General features: G+C 44.5%; 18 protein-coding genes. 4 read left to right on the forward strand and 14 right to left on the reverse strand.

The genetic code is table 11. The annotated features are described in order from the left end of the window. Nucleotides 1–136: 136 nt before the first annotated feature. The gene (locus ABZA00_RS09960; RefSeq protein ID WP_372882015.1) at nucleotides 137–1,042 is read right to left on the reverse strand and encodes a LysR family transcriptional regulator; all 906 of its coding nucleotides are present in this window, start codon (nucleotides 1,040–1,042) and stop codon (nucleotides 137–139) included. A gap of 142 nt (nucleotides 1,043–1,184) precedes the next feature. Between ABZA00_RS09960 and ABZA00_RS09965 the strand changes: the two genes are divergently transcribed. Then, nucleotides 1,185–1,610: a PACE efflux transporter gene (locus tag ABZA00_RS09965; protein ID WP_372882016.1), complete on the forward strand. Its 426-nt coding sequence runs from the start codon at nucleotides 1,185–1,187 to the stop codon at nucleotides 1,608–1,610. Nucleotides 1,611–2,648: 1,038 nt separating this feature from the next. On the opposite strand, the gene ABZA00_RS09970 is transcribed toward ABZA00_RS09965, so the two are convergent. The 13 genes from ABZA00_RS09970 to urtA all read right to left on the reverse strand — a co-directional run bounded on the left by ABZA00_RS09970 (nucleotide 2,649) and on the right by urtA (nucleotide 13,676). Continuing rightward, nucleotides 2,649–2,837 carry a hypothetical protein gene (locus ABZA00_RS09970; RefSeq protein WP_372882017.1) on the reverse strand — a complete coding sequence of 63 codons (189 nt, stop codon included), beginning with the start codon at nucleotides 2,835–2,837 and terminating at the stop codon, nucleotides 2,649–2,651. Nucleotides 2,838–2,888: 51 nt separating this feature from the next. Further along, nucleotides 2,889–3,503: an urease accessory protein UreG gene (gene ureG, locus ABZA00_RS09975; RefSeq protein ID WP_372882018.1), complete on the reverse strand. Its 615-nt coding sequence runs from the start codon at nucleotides 3,501–3,503 to the stop codon at nucleotides 2,889–2,891. A gap of 59 nt (nucleotides 3,504–3,562) precedes the next feature. Beyond that, nucleotides 3,563–4,276: an urease accessory protein UreF gene (locus ABZA00_RS09980; RefSeq protein ID WP_372882019.1), complete on the reverse strand. Its 714-nt coding sequence runs from the start codon at nucleotides 4,274–4,276 to the stop codon at nucleotides 3,563–3,565. Continuing rightward, the gene (gene ureE, locus ABZA00_RS09985; RefSeq protein WP_372882020.1) at nucleotides 4,245–4,691 is read right to left on the reverse strand and encodes an urease accessory protein UreE; all 447 of its coding nucleotides are present in this window, start codon (nucleotides 4,689–4,691) and stop codon (nucleotides 4,245–4,247) included. The genes ABZA00_RS09980 and ureE overlap by 32 nt, the downstream gene beginning before the upstream one ends. Nucleotides 4,692–4,714: 23 nt before the next feature. After that, nucleotides 4,715–6,418: an urease subunit alpha gene (ureC, locus tag ABZA00_RS09990; RefSeq protein ID WP_372882021.1), complete on the reverse strand. Its 1,704-nt coding sequence runs from the start codon at nucleotides 6,416–6,418 to the stop codon at nucleotides 4,715–4,717. 2 nt (nucleotides 6,419–6,420) lie between these two features. Continuing rightward, nucleotides 6,421–6,726: an urease subunit beta gene (locus ABZA00_RS09995; protein ID WP_372882022.1), complete on the reverse strand. Its 306-nt coding sequence runs from the start codon at nucleotides 6,724–6,726 to the stop codon at nucleotides 6,421–6,423. An 11-nt stretch (nucleotides 6,727–6,737) separates the two neighbouring features. Next, nucleotides 6,738–7,040, reverse strand: a complete 303-nt coding sequence (locus tag ABZA00_RS10000; protein ID WP_372882023.1) for an urease subunit gamma — start codon at nucleotides 7,038–7,040, stop codon at nucleotides 6,738–6,740. A gap of 27 nt (nucleotides 7,041–7,067) precedes the next feature. Next, a complete protein-coding gene (locus ABZA00_RS10005) occupies nucleotides 7,068–7,961 on the reverse strand; it encodes an urease accessory protein UreD (protein ID WP_372882024.1) in 894 nt (297 codons plus the stop codon). A gap of 29 nt (nucleotides 7,962–7,990) precedes the next feature. After that, nucleotides 7,991–8,686, reverse strand: a complete 696-nt coding sequence (gene urtE, locus ABZA00_RS10010; RefSeq protein ID WP_372882025.1) for an urea ABC transporter ATP-binding subunit UrtE — start codon at nucleotides 8,684–8,686, stop codon at nucleotides 7,991–7,993. A gap of 8 nt (nucleotides 8,687–8,694) precedes the next feature. Next, entirely contained in the window at nucleotides 8,695–9,498 is an 804-nt protein-coding gene (urtD, locus tag ABZA00_RS10015; protein ID WP_372882026.1) for an urea ABC transporter ATP-binding protein UrtD, read from the reverse strand. Continuing rightward, the gene (gene urtC, locus ABZA00_RS10020) at nucleotides 9,498–10,646 is read right to left on the reverse strand and encodes an urea ABC transporter permease subunit UrtC (RefSeq protein ID WP_372882027.1); all 1,149 of its coding nucleotides are present in this window, start codon (nucleotides 10,644–10,646) and stop codon (nucleotides 9,498–9,500) included. Before urtC ends, urtD begins: the two co-directional genes overlap by 1 nt. Further along, entirely contained in the window at nucleotides 10,646–12,274 is a 1,629-nt protein-coding gene (gene urtB / locus ABZA00_RS10025) for an urea ABC transporter permease subunit UrtB (RefSeq protein WP_372882028.1), read from the reverse strand. The genes urtC and urtB overlap by 1 nt, the downstream gene beginning before the upstream one ends. 118 nt (nucleotides 12,275–12,392) lie before the next feature. Further along, a complete protein-coding gene (urtA, locus tag ABZA00_RS10030; RefSeq protein WP_372882029.1) occupies nucleotides 12,393–13,676 on the reverse strand; it encodes an urea ABC transporter substrate-binding protein in 1,284 nt (427 codons plus the stop codon). A 252-nt stretch (nucleotides 13,677–13,928) separates the two neighbouring features. Between urtA and ABZA00_RS10035 the strand changes: the two genes are divergently transcribed. The 3 genes from ABZA00_RS10035 to rpsB form a co-directional block, all read left to right on the forward strand. Beyond that, on the forward strand, nucleotides 13,929–17,315 hold the full coding sequence (locus tag ABZA00_RS10035; RefSeq protein ID WP_372882030.1) for an ATP-binding protein: 3,387 nt from the start codon (nucleotides 13,929–13,931) through the stop codon (nucleotides 17,313–17,315). Beyond that, a complete protein-coding gene (locus ABZA00_RS10040; protein ID WP_372882031.1) occupies nucleotides 17,296–18,183 on the forward strand; it encodes a response regulator in 888 nt (295 codons plus the stop codon). Before ABZA00_RS10035 ends, ABZA00_RS10040 begins: the two co-directional genes overlap by 20 nt. Before the next feature lie 324 nt (nucleotides 18,184–18,507). Next, nucleotides 18,508–18,903, forward strand: a 396-nt coding sequence (gene rpsB / locus ABZA00_RS10045; RefSeq protein WP_372882032.1) for a 30S ribosomal protein S2, incomplete at its 3' end; no start/stop codon positions are given.

The raw sequence follows: 18,903 nt of genomic DNA on the forward strand, positions 1-18,903 counted from the left end.
CGCTTAAAAATTCGTGGCGGCAGGTAGTGCCGACACGTTAAACGCTTGTAAGAGGTTTTAGAAGACTACCGCAACTTAATGTTGCAATGCCTAAACCGTTGACGACAAGAATCACCTTGCTTTAGCTGGGTGAGCTTCAATTTCTTAGTTCCCAGCGTTTATTAAGCAAACAGTAACGTTGTAATGTGCTGATAACGCTTTCCAATACTGGCCCTGATGTATGACTGCGAGAAACCAAGCAGCCGACGACGGTGAGCCAACCATCATATTCGTGCGAGATAGGCAACGAAATAATGTCACCCTGTTTAATGTTTTGATCGACCTGTAACTCTGGGACAACAGCCCAACCAACATTTTTCTTAACCAGCTCGATCATAGCTTTGTGAGTATTAGCGTACCAGGCGGTAGGACTGATTTTATAGCTGAACCAAAGCTCCTTTTTTTGAGCGCTGCGATGGACGCATTGGCGATGTGCTTTCAAATCTGTTTCCCCTACTAAAGACAGGGCAGCGAGTGGGTGCTCTGGAGATGCTATGGTTAAAAAGCGCGCATGACCCAGCGTAAAAAAATCCATATCTACTTTCAGTTCGCCGTCAACATAGACGATGCCGGCTTGTGCCTGACCTGATCGCACTAACTCTTCCACATCAAAAGTGGAGGCGATGATAATCTCAAAGTCAGTAATGGGAAATTGATCTGCTAATGGCGATAGTATCTCAATGAGCTCATCATTAATGACACTTTCGTCTATCGCAATGACCAATTCATGCTCATAGTTTTTGGCTAATGATTCGACCTTTTGATCAAAGTATTTTTGCTGATGTAATATTGATTTCGCAATCGGAAGCAGTGCTTTTCCCTGCAGCGTTATACTTGGTGTGTTTTTCTCACGGCAAAACAGTTCTTTGTCGATGGCTATTTCAAGATTAGAAATCGCTTGGCTTATACCGGATTGAGCGCGCTTTAATTGACGGGCGGCCGCCGAAAATGACCCTGTTTCACAAACGGTCACAAAAATTTTTAGTTGTTCAAGGCTGTACATAATGTTCACTGTAATGAATTTTTTACTCAGCCTATCACTATTCGTGATGGGTTTTAACTTTATTGTCTAATTAAGGTGTCTATAATCTCGCCTTCTACGTTGTGTAGAGATGTAACCCTTTGAAAAGAGAGACAGTAACATTATGAAACCGATAGAGCGCATTTTTCATGCGGTATTATTTGAAGTATTAGCCGTTACCTTAGCAATTATTGTATTGGCCACTTTCACCAACCATCATGTTGGTTCACTATCAGGAACGATGATAGTTGTTGCAACCATGGCAATGGCGTGGAACTTTATCTATAACTGGTGCTTTGACCGTATTGTCACGGGAGATAAAACAAAGCGTTCGCTAGTATTACGCGTTGTGCACACCATTATATTCCAAGCTGGTTTGTTGATTTTCACGATCCCCGTCATCGCATTTTTGCTAGGCATCAGTTTGTGGCAAGCACTTATTATGGATATTGGCGTGACCATTTGCATTACTATTTATGCGTTTCTATATAACTTAACCTATGACCATACAAGAGCATTTATTGTTCGTGAGCGTGCAATAGCGAATTAGGTATGCTGTTTCAAAACATTTCCCTTTATTCATTACATTGTTTTTAGCTATAAACTTTAAAATTTGATATAAAAAATAAACACGGGGTCACCCATTAGTTAGTCCCCATTCAATGTTATTGAGATAAAAACAACCAGTGCAGCTACATTATCCCCGTCCATTTTTCTTGCGATGCTCAAACGTTTTCGCAAGGAAAAACATGGAGCGAATTGAACGGCAGTTCAGTCTTATGAGCGGGCTGAGCTCTGCTTGACCTCTGTTGTTTCTCTAACCTCAGCCAGTACAGGGATAATGTCTGAGGAAATGCGTTAAAAAGCGTTTGGGCAGTACAAGATAAAAAAACGTCCAGGCGAATTGAACGCCAGTTCAGGGTTATGAGCAGGATAGGCTCTGCCTGCCCCTGTATACGGCACTGTGAGTTATACGTCCGAACAAAGCTCTCTTTACCTTAAACTTCTCTTGCCGTTGAGAAAGCATGACCTCATCGAACTGCGAAACAGTGTTTCGGTTTCTCATCGTCTACCCGCCGTTAAGGGCGGAACTCCCAAAAAGAATAAAAGCCAATAACTCACAAGCGAAGGCTTAACCCAATAATCAACAAAAAGGCGAGCTTTACTCGCCTTATATCATTCGGCTTAATAATATGGCCTATTTTGAATGAGGACTTTACCTCTGGGGCGTAGGATTTATCCTGCTTTTATTCATGATCCTGATGATGGAAGGCTAAAGCCTTCGCCCAAAAAGAATGTGGTCAACTAAGATAATTAACCTCAGCTCTGGATAAGCGACATTCCTCAAGACCGCTCTTCTCGCCCCTTTCTGCGTTAAGTTTGTTTGTAATAGCCGGCTATTACTTCACAAACTTGCCTTGAAAGGAACGAAAATCCCGTCATTGAGCTTTACCAGTGTCAAAAAAGATAACTTCATCTATTATAATGCCCACTATCCAGAGTTGAGGTTAATTAAATAAGCTCAAAAAATAAAACTAATTAGACCAGTCAATTTTGCGGAATGGTATTAGCCGTCAACCATCTGCTGTTATTTTTCTACTTTTTGACTTTTCTTGTTTTTAAAATAATGAAATCCTTTAACCACTACAGCGGCAAAAATTCCCCAGAAAGCAAGGTGATAAACAAGGTGTAATGTGCCTTCACCTAAAGCGTGATCGGTATGGGCAACGGCCTGGTTAGTTAAGATTAATGCGAAAATAAGGGTAAAATATTTCATGATTTTTTCCTGTTTTGATAATGATAGCGAATGTTGAATAGGTTAAATAAATCAGATCTGCAGCATGCCTTCAGTTTCAATAAAACTAATGATCTCATTTAAACCCTGCCGGGTTTTCATATTACTGAAGATGAAAGGCCTATCGCCACGCATCTTTTTAGCATCTCGGTCCATCACTTCTAATGAAGCGCCAACCAGATCCGCCACATCAATTTTATTGATGATTAACAGATCCGATTTAGTGATTCCCGGGCCGCCTTTACGCGGAATTTTATCACCGGCAGAGACATCAATAACATAAATGGTTAAATCCGACAGCTCCGGGCTGAAGGTGGCACTGAGATTATCGCCGCCGCTTTCCACTAAAACAAAATCCAGATCCGGGTGGCGTGCATGTAACTCATCAATAGCCGCAAGATTCATTGAAGCATCTTCACGAATCGCCGTATGCGGACAGCCGCCGGTTTCAACCCCGATGATACGATCCGGTGAGAGGGCGTCGTTGCGGGTTAAAAACTCGGCATCTTCACGGGTATAAATATCATTGGTTACCACTGCCATATTGTATTTATCGCGCAGGGCCAAGCACAGGGTGCTGAGCAGGGCTGTTTTGCCGGATCCGACCGGGCCGCCGACACCGATGCGTAATAGTTGTTTTTTTCTCATAATAAATAGCTTCTCTTAGTGTTGATATGTATTTCAGAAAACAATATTTAACCGTCTGATTAAGAACGGAATAAGCGTGTATATTGTGTCTCGTGCCAGGCGCTTGCCATGGCCAGTCTTGGTAAACTTGCCCCGATTTCCGAGTCATTTAAACTGTTCGCCAAGTTAATCGCTTTTTCTGTCTGCTCACTTAATGCAAAGAGCAGATTTTGCGCCTGCGTCTGGCCTAAGGGCACTAATTTTGTCGCGGCCGCCACCTGATTATCGATATAAGTCCAGCAGAAACCGCTTTGCGCCGATAACAGATCGAGCTGACAGAGATGCGCGGTAACGGCAAAGGCACTGACAAAACTGATTTCCGGCAGATCTAATATCGACAGATAATCGTCGCTATGGATATTGTCCAGTTGTTTTAATAAGCGTACCAGCGCTTTGCCCATCGCCACATCCGCCAGATACAACTCATTACTTTCACGACAGGCAATAAGGTGCTGGTTCCAATCAATAAAGCTGGCAAAATCGCCTTCCTGAAGCGCAAGGTAAAGGCGCTTCAGGATAGCTAAATCAGTACGGGCAATCGCTTCGTTTAAATTTAATTCAACCCATTGATAGGTTGTATCGGCATTCTTTATCCAGCCGCTTTCAACTGCAAACTCCAGCCCCTGTGAAAAGGAAAACCCGCCCACAGGAAGGTTGGCACTGCATAACTGCAGTAGCCTGTTGAGTTTAAGCGGAGAAGCCTTAATGGGCATGGGAATGACTGCGACCACCATAGGCTCCATTTTCCGGTTCAAAGACGGCCGGGGTTTTGTTAATGCTTAATCCGTATTTTTCAGCCAGCTCCTCCAGAACATGATCCGGTTTAAAACGTACCCAGAGCTCGCCAATCTGCAGCGAGGTATGGCGGTTACCGAGGTGGTAACAAACCTTGCTGAAAGTCAGCCAGTCCTGTGCTACTGCGGTTGACACCTCTTCAGCCTGACCTTTCACTTCAATCAGTAAACCACATTCTGTTTTGAGTATTTCACCCACCAATAAAGGGTGGCCACGCTCGACAAAAATACCGATCTCTCTGCCCTGATCGGTTTTTCCTTTAATGCGCGCTTTTTTACGCGTGTCCTGATCCAATGTAATCGAATCATTAATCGGGTTGTGGGTATGATCCAGTCGTTCAAAAACTTGTAACATCTTTTCTTCCATCTGATATTTTATTAAAACAGGCAATAACGCTGTGCTAAAGGCAGCACCGTTGCCGGCTCGCAGGTTAATAATTCACCATTTGCTCTTACTTCATAGGTCTGCGCATCAACTTCCACCTTCGGCAGCCAATTATTGTGGATCATCTCTTTTTTGCCGATATTGCGGGTGTTTTTACACACAGCCACTAAACGCGTCATACCGATCTGTTCGGGGACTTTTTTATCAATCGCTGCCTGGGATAAAAAGGTCATTGAGGTTTTTGCTGCCGCCTGGCCGAACGAGCCGAACATCGGACGATAATAAACCGGTTGCGGCGTTGGAATGGAGGCATTGGCATCACCCATCGGTGCGGCTGCAATAAAACCGCCTTTAATAATCATGGCCGGTTTGATGCCGAAAAAGGCCGGCTTCCATAAAACCAGATCCGCCAGTTTACCTACTTCAATCGAGCCGACCTCATGGCTGATACCATGACTGATTGCCGGATTGATAGTGTATTTGGCGATATAACGTTTGAGGCGGAAGTTGTCATTACGTTCAGTATCCGGAGCCAGAGGGCCGCGCTGTTGTTTCATTTTATGTGCTGTCTGCCAGGTGCGGGTGATCATCTCGCCAACCCTGCCCATTGCCTGTGAGTCCGAAGCGATCATACTGATCGCACCGAGGTCGTGCATAATATCTTCTGCGGCGATACTCTCTTTACGAATACGCGAATCGGCAAAGGCAACATCTTCAGGAATGGAGGGATCCAGATGATGGCAGACCATCAGCATATCAAGGTGTTCATCAATGGTATTGACAGTATAAGGGCGGGTCGGATTGGTCGAAGAGGGCAGTACATTAGCTTCTCCGCAGGCTTTGATAATATCCGGCGAGTGTCCGCCACCGGCTCCTTCAGTATGGTAGGTATGAATAGTACGGCCTTTAAAGGCGCCGATAGTATCTTCAACAAAACCTGATTCATTTAAGGTATCGGTATGAATGGCAACCTGGACATCATATTTGTCAGCAACCGTTAAACAGTTATCAATGCTTGCCGGTGTGGTGCCCCAATCTTCATGCAGTTTTAATCCACACACACCGGCTTTAATTTGTTCTTCCAGGGCTTGCGGTAAACTGCTGTTACCTTTACCTAAAAAGCCGAAGTTCATCGGAAAATCATTAGTTGCCTGGAGCATTTTATGGATATTCCAGGGCCCCGGCGTACAGGTGGTTGCATTACTGCCGGTGGCAGGTCCGGTGCCGCCGCCGATCATGGTGGTGACGCCCGACATTAATGCTTCTTCAATTTGCTGCGGACAGATAAAATGGATGTGCGCGTCAATACCGCCGGCGGTTAAAATTTGCCCTTCACCGGCAATAACTTCCGTCCCCGGGCCGACTTCGATATCAATATTATCCTGAATATCGGGATTCCCGGCTTTGCCGATAATCGCAATACGGCCTTCTTTAATGCCGACATCGGCTTTTATTATCCCCCAGTGATCTAAAATAAGGGCATTGGTAATCACTAAATCGACGGTATCGGCGCATGAAGCCTGACTTTGCCCCATGCCGTCACGAATAACTTTACCGCCACCAAATTTAACTTCTTCACCGTATTCGGTGTAATCTTTTTCAACTTCCAGCCATAAGTCGGTATCGGCCAAACGTACCCGATCGCCAACCGTCGGTCCGAACATATGCGCGTAGGAATATTTGTCAATGCTCGCCATGATTATAGATCTCCTTGAATTTCAGCACGAAAGCCAAACACGCGACGTTTACCGCGAAAGGCAATCAGGGTTACCTGTCTTTCCTGGCCGGGTTCAAATCGTACCGCAGTGCCGGAGGTGATGTCGAGGCGGTAACCTCTGCAGGGGGCCCGGTCAAATTTTAAGGCCGGATTGACTTCATAAAAATGGTAATGGGAACCGACCTGAATAGGACGATCGCCGGAGTTGGCAACGGTTACCTTTATCTGCCTGCAGCCGGCATTAAGCTCGCGTATGCCGTCATCTGTTTTTATTTCACCTGGAATCATAACGTTCTCCGCTAAACGATAGGGTTATGCACAGTCACAAGTTTTGTCCCGTCGGGAAACGTTGCTTCAACCTGTACTTCTGAGATCAGCTCTGCAATACCGTCCATAACCTGATCGCGTGTTAATAGAGTACGGCCATAATCCATCATTTCGGCAACGCTTTTTCCATCACGTGCGCCTTCGATGATCTCCATGGAAATATAAGCCATCGCCTCGGGATAATTGAGTTTCAAACCGCGATTCAAACGACGTTCCGCTAATAATGCGGCGGTAAAAATCAGCAGCTTGTCTTTTTCTCTTGGTAATAAGTCCATAATATTCTCTACTGTTGTTAAGGTAATCTAGGTATGCCAGATGCGCGGCTGGATGGCCGGTTTATCCAGACACAGCGGCCGTGCAATTAACCATAATTGCATAAACAGATCTTTACACTCATTAGCATGCTGACCCAGGTAACGGATAATCAGTAAGCCCTGCAGATTGCAAATACTTATTTTATTATCTGCCTGCAGCGCTTCTATCTGCGCACGTAAACTTGCAACTAGGTCATTAGCGTGCTGATTGTCCGCCAGCTTGTCAGGTGCATAAATAATAAAAGTAGCAAAAACACTGTTACCGGCCAATCCGGCGGGATGATTTAACAGATTATTTTCAGCTGAAATACTGATACGATCATGGTAAACAAGTTTGTTTTCACAAAACAGGCGGTTAAGTTGCGTATAACGGCCTTTCACAAAAGGCTGCTGTGAACTTGGCAACCCTAAACAGGTGATATCCCAGCCGAGATAAACACTGTCCCGGGCGAGATGAATATCCACGGTATTGACACCATCAGCCCCGTTATAAACAATGGTTTCCTGCGGAAAATTTTCGCACTTGGCGAGGCTCTCAAGGTGCAGCGTGGTAATTTGTGTCTGCAGCGGATCGCCGATGCTTAAATCTTCCCGGGCACGATAAAAGCGGTTGGCGCCCGGCGTTGTCACCAGAGTATGCGCCGCTTGTTTAATGTCCATGGTGAGCCGCAGTTCATCGCCGGAAACAATACCTGCTGGTGGATGCAGCAGGTAAATATGCGCGCAGTCCCGGCCTTCCGGATAAAAGGCTTTTTGTACCAGCAAAGGACCGTTACGCCGGGTACGCGTAAGCTGCGTACCGTGCTGCGAGCGCTCGAATTCAAGCGCTAAATGCGCTAACCATTGATTTTTTATTGTTGTTGTCGAGGGGGTTATTACCATTCTATAATCAAAAATCCGTCTTTATAGGTTTACACAGCAAGATATTGACTGACCAGTTGATCGGTTAATTCAGCCATCGGGCCCGATGCGATTACCTGACCTTTTTCCATCAGATGAAACTCTTCACCCACCGCTCGTGCAAAGGGCAGTTTCTGCTCGACCAAAACGATAGTCATACCCTGCTCTTTATTAAGCTTTAATAATACATCGCGAATCAACTGTACTATATTGGGCTGAATTCCTTCGTTAGGCTCGTCTAAAATCAGTATGTTAGGATTAAGCACTAAGGCACGGGCAATTGCAAGTTGTTGTTGCTGACCGCCGGAAAGATCGCCACCGCGTCTGTGCAGCATCTCTTTTAGTACCGGAAACAGTTCATAAATGTGCTCGGGTATGGTTTTACTGCTTTGTCGTTTACAGTTTAAGCTTATTTTTAAATTTTCTTCGACGGTCAACTGCGGGAAGATATCACGTCCCTGCGGCACGTAACCAATACCGATATCCGGTCTTTTTTCTACCGCTGCTTTGCTCATATCCTGATCGTTAATCATTAAACTGCCCGAATCGATCGGTAACAAGCCCATAATCGCTTTTAGCAGGGTGGTTTTACCTACGCCGTTACGTCCCATAATGCAGGTACGTGAGCCTTTTTTAATGTTTAAGTTGAGATCCCATAATATTTGCGTGCCGCCATATTTTTGGTTTACGGATTTTAATTCGATCATGATTAACTTTACTCCTCGCCCAGATAAACGTTAATAACTTCCGGGTTTGCCTGAATTTCTGCCATAGAGCCTTCGGCCAGCACGCTGCCCTGATGCAACACTGTCACTTTTTTTGCAATGGAGCGGACAAAGGCCATATCGTGCTCAACCACCACCACGGAATGTTTACCCGCTAATGAGGTTAACAGCTCTGCGGTGCGCTCGGTTTCCTGTGCTGTCATACCCGCTACCGGTTCATCAACCAGTAACAGACGCGGCTCTGCCGCTAATAACATGCCAATTTCCAACCACTGTTTTTGTCCGTGGGACAAACGCCCTGCGGGGTAATAGCACTCTTTTATTAAGCCAATGGTATGCAGGATTTCAAAGATGCGGTCCTTTTGTTCGCCGCTTAATTTATGGACCAGAGCGCTCCAGATCCCTTTATCGCCGGCCAGACTCAGTTCGATATTTTCAAATACCGATAACTGCTCAAATACCGTGGGTTTCTGGAATTTTCGGCCAATGCCCGCACGGGCAATTTCAGCTTCACTGAGTTGTAACAGATCCACCTGCTGACCAAAGCTGACCTTACCGGTATCCGGCCGAGTTTTGCCGGTGATAACGTCCATCAGGGTTGTTTTACCGGCGCCGTTCGCACCGATTAAACAACGCAGTTCGCCGTCTCTGATATATAAATTAAGATCATTAAGCGCTTTAAAGCCATCAAAGCTGACACTGACATCTTCCACATAGAGGATCATGCCGTGTGTGGTGTCCGGGCGAATATGGTCTTTTGCCGAGATTGGCGATCCGTGTTTATCTACTATCATTATTTACTCTCCGCGGCTGTTGTCTGCGATTCTGGTGTTTTCGCGGGGGGATCTATTTTATCCAGTAGGTTGGCAAATAAACCTGCCAGACCTTTTGGCAGTAACAGGGTAACCAAAACAAATAATCCACCCAGCGCAAATAACCAGGCTTCGGGCATAATTGCGGTAAAACGGGTTTTAGCATAACTCACTACCACTGCGCCGATAATTGCGCCGTATAACGTGCCTCGGCCGCCAATCGCCACCCAAATCACCATCTCTATTGAGTTTAATGGCGAGAATTCACCGGGATTAATAATGCCCACTTGCGGGACATATAACGCACCGGCAAGACCGGCCAGCATGGCTGAAACAATAAAAATAGCTACTTTATAATGTTCAGGTTTAAAGCCGACAAAACGTACCCGGCTTTCCGCATCTCGGATAGCCGTAACGACCCGGCCCATTTTCGAATTAACAATAAAATGACTAAGCGTATAACCTATTGCCAGGGCAATTGCAGTGGCGATAAATAAAGCCAGTTTGGTATTCGGGGATTGTAATGAAAAACCGAAAATATCTTTAAAATCCGTTAAACCATTATTACCGCCAAAGCCCATTTCGTTTCGGAAAAATGCCAGCATAAGGGCGTAGGTTACCGCCTGGGTCATTATCGATAAGTACACACCACTCACTCGTGAGCGGAAGGCTAATGTGCCGAAGATAAAGGCTAATAATCCCGGGCCAATAAACACCATCAGAATCATAAACAGGACATTATCTGATCCTGCCCAGTACCATGGCAATTCGGTCCAATTTAGGAACACCATAAAATCAGGCAGTTCGGGGTTGCCGTAAACACCCCGATCACCAATCTGGCGCATCAGATACATACCCATGGCGTAACCGCCAAGGGCAAAAAACGCGCCGTGTCCGAGGCTTAAAATGCCGCAGTATCCCCACACTAAATCGACGGCCAGCGCGAGCAGGGCATAACAGAGGTATTTACCAAACAGGCTGACGGTGTAGTCACTGACATGCAATAGATGCCCTTCAGTAAAAGCCAGGTTACAGACAGTTACGTACAGGGTCGTGATAAACAATACCGCGATAACAATGTGCAGACTGCTTAGCTTTTTGGAAGCGGATGAATTGAGTAAAGTTTTCATTATTCTGCTGCTCTCCCTTTTTGAGGAAATAATCCTTTAGGTCTTTTTTGAATAAACAACACTAATCCGACCAATACGATAATATTCGCCAGTACCGGTCCCATTGAAGGCTCCAGCAATTTATTAAATGCGCCCAGTGATAATGCCGCTACTAAGGTGCCCCAGAGGTTACCGACACCGCCAAATACCACCACTAAAAAGGAGTCAATAATATAAGCTTGTCCGAGATTCGGTCCGACATTGGTCAGCTGACTGAGTACCACGCCGGCAATACCTGCAATACCTGAGCCAAGACCAAAGGTAATAGCATCTACCCAGGAGCTTTTAATACTTAATGAACGAGCCATATCCCGGTTCTGGGAAACGGCGCGCACATGTAACCCTAAGGCGGATTTTTTCAAGATAACTAACAGGGCAAAGAACACCATTAATGAAAATAAAATAATATACAGACGGTTGTAGGTAAGGGAGAAAATCGGATTGATCTCTAATGAGCCGGTCATCCATTGCGGCGCGGCAACCTGTCGGTTTAACGGTGAAAAAATCGTTCTGACTAGTTGCTGCAAAATCAAGCTGATACCAAAGGTGGCTAATAGGGTTTCTAAAGGACGTCCTTTTAAGAAACGGATCACACCACGTTCAATTAATACGCCGACCAACCCGGAGACAATAAATGCAGCGGGAATTGCCATCAGCAGTGAATATTCAATCAGATTCGGGAAACTCTGCTGAATAACATAGGTGGTATAAGCACCGAGCATCATCATCTCGCCGTGGGCCATATTAATCACCCCCATTACACCAAAGGTTATCGCGAGTCCAATGGCGGCGAGTAATAATACCGAGCCTAAACTCAGGCCAAAAAATAAATTTTCAACAAATTGATAAATAGTTCGGGATTGTTCTATCTTGCCAATCGCATCGGTTAATGCTTTTTTTAACTCAGGGTTTGGCGTCTCTGGCGATAAAGCTTGTAACTGCCTTTCCATCGCGTTTTTAACGACGGGCTCCAGGTTGCCCTTTAATGTAAGGGTTGCAGCCAGTTTTTCAGCCGGATCGCCCGTTTCAAGCTGATTGACGGCTAACACTACTGCCATTTTTTCGCGCACATCAGGATCCTGCTCGATTTCGACCAGTTTCTGCAGAGAAGTGATCGCTTGTTGACCGGGTTTACTTAACAGTTGCTTGACCGCTTCGAGACGAATGTTTTTATCATTATGGGTAAGGTCAATCTGGGCTAATAAATCGCGTATTTGTCCGCGTAGACGATTGTTGGTTCGCAGTTTTCTTATTTGTGATTTTTTAACCGCACCTAAGTCGGTATTGTGCAATATGTCGGTTAAATCGTAGCCTTTTTGGTTATTTTTGTTCGCAATAACCACTTGTTTGCTTGCTTTGAGATAATACAAATCTCCGTTTAGCAAACTGCTTAGCAAGTCGCGCTTTTGCGGGGCGGAGGTTGCCGCTATTTTCTCAATCAATGCTGCCATTTTATTCAGTTTGGTCGCCGGCAACTGCTCTACTAAAGTTGAGAAAGTCGAATCAGTGTCTCGGTTAATATCATCGGCTGCAGCAAAACAGCTCAATGACAGAAGATACAAGGTTAATATTGAGAATAATCGCAACATGCGTATTCCTTAAAATTTTAAATGTAAAAAGAGGGGAGGTTTATATCTGCTTTTTATGATTTTGCTGTAACTAAAGCGGGAGGTAATAAACCCTCCCGCTAATCATGCTATTTTCATTTTAGAATTTCTGACCAGAACATTTAGCTGTTTTTACATTGAAGTTGCCGCACTTAATCGGTGCTGTCCAATCAGATACCAGATCTTTTGAACTTGGCAGAAAATCAGACCATGCGTCACCAATCACTGTATCAGGTGTTGACCATACTACTTCAAATTGACCATCTTCCTGGATTTCACCAATCAGTACCGGCTTAGATAAATGGTGGTTAGCGTTCATTACCGCTGTGCCGCCGGTAAGGTTAGGGACTGCGATACCGATCATCGCCTGTTCAACTGCATCAACGTCAGTAGTACCGGCTTTCTCAACTGCTTTTGCCCACATTTTAAAACCAATATAAGTCGCTTCCATCGGATCGTTGGTTACGCGTTTAGGATCACCAATGTATTTTTTCCAGCTGGCGATAAAGGCTTCATTTTCATCAGTTTCAACACTCTGGAAGTAGTTCCAGGCCGCTAAATGCCCAACTAAAGGTGTGGTATCAAAACCTGATAACTCTTCTTCACCTACAGAGAATGCGATTACCGGAATATCTTCAGCGGAGATACCCTGATTACCTAACTCTTTGTAGAACGGGATATTGGCATCACCGTTAATGGTAGAAACAACCGCTGTTTTTTTGCCGGCTGAACCGAATTTTTTCACATCAGCTACTATGTTCTGCCAGTCTGAGTGGCCGAAGGGGGTGTAGTTGACCATAATATCTTCAGCTTTGACGCCTTTAGATAGTAAATAAGCTTCCAGTATTTTATTGGTGGTACGCGGGTAAACGTAGTCTGTGCCAAGTAGCACCCAACGCTCTGCGCCGATATCATCCATTAAATAATCAACTGCGGGAATTGCCTGCTGGTTGGGCGCTGCGCCGGTGTAAAAGACGTTTTTAGAAGACTCTTCGCCTTCATATTGAACCGGATAAAACATCAGACCATTGAGTTCTTCCAGAACCGGTAATACTGATTTGCGTGATACAGAGGTCCAGCTGCCGAAGATAACATCGACTTTATCTTTAGCTAATAATTCGCGGCCTTTTTCTGCAAACAGCGGCCAGTTTGAAGCCGGATCAACCACTACAGGCTCAAGCTTTTTGCCTAATAATCCGCCTTTTTCATTTTGATCCTGGATCATCATCAGTACGGTATCTTTTAGCGTTGTCTCACTGATTGCCATGGTGCCGGATAAGGAATGTAATACACCGACTTTAATTGTATCTGCAGCATAAGCAAAATTAGTTGCGAGTCCTGCTGCAACAATTGAACTGGCTAAAATAAGCTTTTTAAGTTTCATGTTCCATTTCCTTTATTATGTTTACGTATAGCGAAGATGCACAGACTCAAAAGTATTGGCATTGAGCATCTCCTTCATTAGTACTGGGTCAGTATCGACTAATTTGTAAAGGGGGGAAATGCGTAAAAGCACGCAATTGACTACGTAAATATACGCATATAAAAACACTTGATCTTTGTGTAGGATAGGTCTACCGGGAAAGTAGAAAGTTTAGGAATAAACAGACTAACCACTAACATAAAGCAGCCGTTGATGCCATCTAATCAAAAAATATTAGCCACCAGAAGAACTTATAATAAGCTTGTAGCCAATGAGATGATGGAAGATTTTGCTTTGCGCTTTACCGCAAGGCGGGCGAGAAAGTGGTCATTAAGTAGAATTTCAGGCACCGCGCTCGGTATTGTCTCATTTTTAGTCCTGGAAGCGATTGGCGGAGCAATAACCTTAAATTATGGTTTTGAAAATTCCGCGTGGGCTATCCTGGCTGTCTGCCTGGTGGTTTTTTTTACCGGCCTGCCGATTAGTTATTATGCGGCAAAATACGGTGTTGATATTGATCTGTTAAGCCGCGGTGCCGGTTTCGGTTATATTGGTTCGACTATCGCCTCGCTTATTTATGCGTCCTTTACTTTTGTCTTTTTTGCTTTAGAAGCCGCGATCATGTCAATGGCGCTGGAAATCCTTTTTGGTCTGCCGCTAACGATTGGTTATATTGTCAGTGCTGTGCTGGTTTTACCCCTGGTCACCCACGGGATCACCTATATCAGCCGTTTTCAGGTCTGGACACAACCTGTGTGGATTGTTTTACAACTTATCCCGCTGTTTTTTGTATTCACTCATCCGGACAGTCAATTCCAGGAATGGATTAATTTTACCGGAGTAAATGCGCAGCAGGGGAGCGGATTTAATCTTTTATTATTTGGCGCTGCATCGGCTGTTTTATTGGCTCTGGTTGCACAAATTGGTGAACAGGTTGATTTTCTGCGCTTTTTACCTGAAAAACCAGCACAAGGTCAGTGGAAGTGGTGGCTGGCGCTGATCGCCGCCGGTCCGGGCTGGATAGTGTTTGGCGCAGGCAAACTCTTTGTCGGCTCATTTTTGGCCTATTTTGCTTTGCAGCAGGGGATCGCTGCGGATCTCGCTGCGGATCCTGCGCATATGTATCAGCTGGCATACAGTTATGTATTCGCTAATCCGGATATCAGTATTATTGTGGCCTGCTCATTTGTCGTTATCTCGCAATTAAAAATTAATGTTGCCAATGCTTATGCGGGATCTTTAGCCTGGTCGAACTTCTTTTCCCGGGTAACCCATAGCCATCCCGGTCGCGTTGTCTGGATGGTCTTTAACGTCATTATTGCTCTGTTATTAATGGAGTTAGGAATTTACCAGACCATCGCCAGTATGCTGTCGGTTTTTTCTGTGGTTGTACTGGCCTGGTTAAGCTCTGTTGTTGCCGATCTGGTGATCAATAAACCCTTAGGAATCAGTCCGAGACATATTGAATTTAAACGCTCTCATCTTTATGACATTAATCCTGTTGGTGTAGGATCAATGTTAATCGCTTCTTTTGTCGGTTTTACTGCCCATTTATCCTGGTATGGGGAAACTCTGCAGGCCCTGGCGTCGTTTATGGCCTGCGGGTTACCTTTTATCACGGTGCCGTTAATTGGCTGGTTAACTAAAGGTAAATTTTATCTGTTAACAGAGGATAAAACCGAGATAACCGAAATTACCCGCTGTCATATTTGTGAAAATGAGTTTGACCGGGAAGATATGACCTTTTGTCCGGCATACGGCAAAGCGATATGCTCGTTATGTTGTAGTTTAGATGTACGCTGTGGTGATCAATGCCGCCGGGATGCGACTATCGCCAAACAATCCTATCATTTTTTCAGACATTTCCTCAGTGATCAGCTGGTTAAAAAAATGATCACGCCTCTGGTCTTATTTGTCCTGGTGACACTGGGGTTAAGCCTGATCGGGGCGGGTATTCTATTTTTAATTTATCTGCAATTACCCGTTGAAGATCCGGCTGTTAAGCAGGTTTTTGCCATTACTCTGATTAAAATTTTCTTTTTACTGGTGATTATTATCGGCATTATCAGTTGGTTATTTATTTTAGCGAGCAGCAGTAATCATTCCGCTTTAAAAGAGTTACGTTCGCAAACCAATGCCCTGGCGAAGGAGGTCAATGCCCACGAAAAAACCGCCTTTGCGCTGCAGGATGCAAAAGAAACAGCAGAATCTGCCAACGAAGCCAAAAGTCGTTATCTTGCCGGATTGAGCCATGAACTTCGTACGCCGCTAAATGTCCTTTTAGGTTATGCCCAGCTTCTGGAACGAGATCAGGATTTGGCAGCTAAACATCGTGAAATGATCGCCATAGTGAAACGTAACGGTGAGCATTTAGCGGATTTAATTGAAGGGTTACTGGAGATTTCCAAAATTGAAGCGGGTCGCATGACCTTACAGCGTGATGAAATTAACCTTAAAGTAATTCTCCAGCAACTGGTTGATATGTTTCAAATGCAGGCCAGTAAAAAAGGGATCGAATTTTTTTATGAGCGCTGTAATAACTTACCTGATTATGTGGCAACGGATAAACAACGCTTCCGGCAAATCTTAATTAATTTGATCTCCAATGCGATTAAGTATACCGAGCGGGGGGCAGTTACCTTTAAAGTCTTTTATCGTAATGAAGTCGCACTGTTTAGTATTATTGATACCGGAGTGGGTATTGCAAAGGCCGATCAGGCGTTGATTTTCAAACCCTTTGAACAGATCCGTAATGCCCACACCCAGGCAATTGGCGGCACCGGATTGGGGTTAACCATTTCACGTTCCCTGGCTGAATTAATGGGCGGGGAGATCACCCTATCCAGTGTGATAGGTCAAGGCTCTACCTTTAATTTACGTTTGATGCTGTCTAAGTTACATCAGGATCAAAAACAATCCGCACCGGAAAAAAATCAGCGTATTGCTTCTTACCATGGTGAAAAACAAACTGTGTTGGTTGTAGATGATGATCTCAAGCAGCGCCGTTTAATGGCGGATTTTCTGCTGCCTTTGGGGTTTGAGCTGTTATTGGCGGAGAATGTCAAACAGGGTTTTGCACTGTTACACAGTCATAAAGTGGATTTGATTCTGCTTGATGTGCGTATGCCGGAAACCAACGGCTGGCAAATGGTCAAACAGTTACGTGAACAAAACTATTTAATGCCGGTGTTAATGGTTTCAGCCAATGCCCGCGATGCGGAGTTTAATTTACAAGCTGAAGGCTATCATGATGGTTATATTGCCAAGCCGGTCAACTTAGATGCGTTATTGAGAAAAATGGCGCAGTTGTTGAACCTGCAGTGGTTATATAAAAACATCAACGAGGACGGAAAACCGGGCGAGTTGCCGACCAGTTATAGACATAAAAAAATGGTGGCAAAAGATCAGTATCAAGAATTAATTGCCCTGGCTGAGATTGGTTATTTATCCGGATTTAAAGATAAATTTTCTGATATTGAAAGTGAGTATCAATATCCGGATGATGTTGCATCGCAAATATCCGCCTATGTCGAAGTGTGTAATTTTCCTAAAATCATTGAATATCTAAGTGAGTTAATTGATGAAAAAGAACAGCGCTGACATTGTTTTAGTGGTTGATGATTCACCGGAGTCCCTGGGCATGCTTAACGTTGCCCTGAATACCCAGGGTTATACCGCACTGGTTGCCCTGAACGGTTTGCAGGCTTTGGCGATTGCGGAAAAGGTTGAGCCTGATGTGGTGTTACTGGATGCCATAATGCCGGAAATGGACGGATTTGAAACCTGCCGCCGTTTGAAGGAGAGGTTACCGAATACGCCGATTATTTTTATGACCGGCTTAACCGATGTTGAAGACGTTGTGAAAGGTTTTGCCGCAGGGGGCGTGGATTACGTTACCAAACCCATTTCACCCGATGAAGTGATTGCGCGCATTAAAACTCATATTCAAACGGCCAAATTAGCCTTAAGCGCGCAGGATGCCCTTGACCATGCCGGTAAAAATGTATTTTGTGTTGGAGAATCGGGGCGCTTGTCCTGGGCCACTCCGCATGTGCATGAGTTAGTCGCACAAATAGCAGCTGCGGATCAAAGCCCCTGGGCGACGCTTGCCGGGTTGATAGAAAAATGGTTACAGGGGGATACCAGCCTGAATCTAAAAATCAGTTGTTTCAGCGAAAATATCGAGGTGCTCTACGAACGCCGGCAGGAAAAAATGCACCTGTTACGTATTGTGCAGACCAAATTACAAAAGCAACCTGAAGATTTAAAAAATAACCTGCCGATCACTAAACGTGAATCCGAGGTTTTGTATTGGATCTCTTATGGAAAAACCAGTTGGGAAATAGCACAGATACTGGAAATGAGCCCGCGAACGGTTAATAAACATTTAGAGCAGATATTTAAAAAATTAGGGGTTGATAACAGAACATCAGCCGCCGCAATCTCAATACGTATATTAGAAGCGTAGTCCATGCGGACCATCAGGGTGAAAAAGAAGTCCTGACTGAGTGAGCCGGGAGAATCTTTTTGATCCTGGTTTATTGAGTTAAAAGCCTTTGTGTGATATAAAGCGCACCGGGATTATTAGAACAACTATTTGTTGTTAATCTCACTTAACTTATACGGCTTTTATGTTTGTTTATCAGCAGTTGATTAAATAAACCTGAGGACGTATTTAAAAATAACACACACGCATCGACACGTCACTCGGGGTGCCTATTTTCAACTGATTTGAAAATCTGGTCGAGTGTATGGGATGTGTGGAGGCCTAACCCCTTAAGAGGAAATTCTAATGGCAAATGTATCAATGCGCGATATGCTGCAAGCTGGCGTTCACTTCGGTCACCAAACTCGTTACTGGAACCCAAAAATGAAACCTTTCATTTTCGGTGCACGTAACAAAGTTCATATCATCAACCTTGAAAAAACTGTTCCAATGTTCAACAAAGCACTTGATTTCCTAGAGCAAAAAGCTGCTAAGAAAGGTAAAGTTTTATTTGTTGGTACTAAACGTGCTGCTTCTGAAGCAGTAAAAGAAGCAGCGATTAGCTGTGATCAATTCTACGTTGATCACCGTTGGTTAGGTGGTATGTTGACTAACTGGAAAACAGTTCGTCAATCGATCAAACGTTTGAAAGACCTTGAAGTTCAAAGCCAAGACGGTACTTTTGACAAGTTAACTAAAAAA

This window comes from Psychromonas sp., from assembly GCF_041586535.1.
Classification (GTDB): Bacteria; Pseudomonadota; Gammaproteobacteria; order Enterobacterales; family Psychromonadaceae; genus Psychromonas.